The organism is Nocardia jiangsuensis, from assembly GCF_042650385.1.
GTDB classification, from domain to species: domain Bacteria; phylum Actinomycetota; class Actinomycetes; order Mycobacteriales; family Mycobacteriaceae; genus Nocardia; species Nocardia jiangsuensis.
This window is the reverse complement of record NZ_JBHSAX010000037.1, coordinates 1-2,826: the sequence shown is the minus strand read 5'-3', so window position 1 is coordinate 2,826 and position 2,826 is coordinate 1. Positions and strand designations below refer to the sequence as shown.

1 protein-coding gene is annotated in these 2,826 nt (G+C 74.2%); it reads right to left on the bottom strand.

The genetic code is table 11. From position 1 onward, the window contains the following. The coding region (locus tag ACFO0B_RS31500) for an acyltransferase domain-containing protein (protein WP_378617397.1) at positions 1–2,826 on the bottom strand (2,826 nt) is incomplete at both ends.

Genomic DNA, 2,826 nt, shown 5'->3' with positions numbered 1-2,826 from the left:
ACCGCACACCCGGATACCGCTCGGCCACCTCGGCCGGATCCCGGACATCGAGCTTGCCCATATCGACCAACCGGCCACCGTCACCGAGCATCGACAGCGACTCGTCCAGCAACTCCCCGGTCAGCGAATTCAACACCACATCGACCGCACCCAGGCGCTCACCGAAACCCGGCTCCCGCGACGAAGCGATCCGAGCCACATCCACCGCGGCCCACTTGCCTGGACTCGCGGTCGCGCACACGTCCAGACCCCAATGCCGGGCCAGCTGCGTCGCCGCCATACCGACACCACCGGCCGCGGCGTGGATCAGCAGCCGCTCCCCCGGCCGCACCTGCGCGAGATCCCACAGGCCGTACCAGGCGGTCAGGAACACCACCGGCACCGACGCCGCCTCGGCGAACGACCACCCGGCGGGGATACCGGTCACCATGCGCCGATCCACCACCACCGACGGCCCGAACCCGCCGACGAAGAGCCCCATGACCCGATCGCCGACACCGATCCCGGTGACCCCGGCGCCGACTTCCTCGACCACACCGGCGCCCTCGCTACCCAGCACCGCCGCGCCGGGATACAGCCCGAGCCCGATCAGCACATCGCGGAAGTTCACCCCGGCGGCGAGCACCCGCACCCGCACCTCCCCCGCGCCGGGGGCAGCGGCGGCGACGGGCTCCGCCGACACGCTCCCCAGCGATCCGTCCGCACCCGGCGTCAGCCGCCAGGTGGTGGCCGGGAGCTCCAGCCCCGCCGCGGTCTCGGGCACCAGCCGCGGTGTGTACAGCACGCCGTCGCGCACGGCGACCTCCGGTTGCCCGGCGGCCAGCGCACGCAGCAACGCGGCGGCCGGGGTGGTGGCGTCGCGGTCGATGAGCACGACCCGGCCCGGGTGTTCGGTCTGCACCGACCGAAGCAGCCCCCGGACCGCGGCGGCGGCCGGACGCACCGGGTCGCCGGGCTCGACATCGACGGCATTGCCGGTGACGACGACCAGCGGCACCGACTCGGTGTCGGGTGCGCGCAGCCGGGACTGCACGAGTTCGAGTACCCGGCCGACGATGGCGGCCGGATCGCGGTCGTCGGGGGCGTCGTACAGGCTCGCGTCCGCGCCGGCGGCGAGCAGTTCGTCGCGCAGCTCCGCCGAGCCGAGCACGGCCCACGAACCCGCCGGAGCGGAGCCGGTGCCGTGCTCGGTGTGCGGCGTCCATGCCACGGTGTGCGGCGTCCATGCCACGGTGTACAGGTCGCGGGCGGCGGGGCGGAGGCGGTCCCTGGTCACCGGGCGCAGGGTCAGCCCCTCGATGGTGAGCACCGGAGCGCCGAGCGGGTCGGTCGCGGTCAGGGTCACCGTGTCGGCCTCGGCGTCGGGACGTTGCAATCGGACCCGCAGTGCGCGGGCGGCGGTGGCGTGCAGTTCGACGCCGGTCCAGGAGAACGGCAGCAGTCCGTCCCCGGTTCCGGTGTTCGTGCCGATGCCGGTGAAGCCGACCGCGTGCAGGGCGGCGTCCAGGAGCGCGGGATGGACGCCGTAGCCGCCGTCGGCCACGGCGTCGGGCAGGGCGACCTCGGCATAGATATCGCCGTCGTGCCGCCACGCCCCGCGCAGCCCGCGGAAGGCGGGGCCGTAGCCCAGCCCGGTGGCAGCCAACCGGTCGTAGTGGTTCTCGATCGGGATCGCGTCCCCCGGCGGCCAGGGCCGCGCCAGGCCGCTGCTTCCCGGACCGGCCGGCTCCGGGGCGAGCGTGCCGGTGGCGTGCCTGGTCCATGGCCGGTCGGCGCCGTCGCCGCGGGTGCGGGAGTAGATGTCGATGCCGCGGCTGCCCTGCTCACTGCCGACGACGACCTGGAGTTCGGTGACGGCCGGATCGTCGGGAGCGCCGAGAACGAGCGGGGTGAGGATCACCAGCTCCTCGACGCGGCCGTAGCCGACCTGGTCCGCCGCGCACACCGCGAGGTCGACGAAGGCGGTGCCGGGCAACAGAATCGAACCGAGCACCGCGTGGTCGGCCACCCACGGATGGGTGCGCGCGGAGATCAGCCCGGTGAGCACGACGGTGCCCGTCTCGGCCACCCCGACCGCGGCGCCGAGCAGCGGGTGACCCACCACGCCCTGGCCGAGGGCGCTCGCGTCTCCGCTCGGGCCGGACTCGAGCCAGTAGCGGCGGCGCTGGAAGGCGTAGGTCGGGAGCTCGATCCACCGCTCCCCCGCGCTCCAGCCGTTGGCGGCGTTCCAGTCGACGGCCGTTCCGGTGACGAACAGCTCGGCCGCCGCGGTGAGCAGCTGTTCGCGCTCGGGCTGGTCGCGGCGGAGCGAGCCGACGGCGACGCCGTCCTGGATCGCGGGGCTCAGCACCGGGTGCGGGGAGACCTCGACGAAGGTCGCGTGGCCGTCCGCGCGCGCGGCGGTCACCGCGCCGTGGAAATCGACGGTGGTGCGCAGGTTCTCGTACCAGTACGCGGCATCCATCGCCGTGGTGTCGAGGACGCCCGCGGTGACCGTCGAGTACAGCGGCACCCTGCTCGGGCCGGGCTCGACGCCGGCCAGTACCTCGGCCAGCTCGTCGCGCAGCGCCGCCATCGCGGGCGAGTGCGAGGCGTAATCCACCGGGAGCCAGCGGGTTCGGACGTCGTCGCCGAGCTCGTCCACGACGCGCTGGAGTGCTTCGGCCGTGCCGGAGAGGACAACGGAGTCGGCGGCGTTCACAGCCGCGACCGAGACGCCGGGTCGTTCCCCGACCGGCGCGGCCACCGACAGCATGGTCCCGCTGCCACTCAGCGAACGCAGTGCCGCGCTGCGCAGCGCCACCACCCGGGCACCGTCCTCGAGGC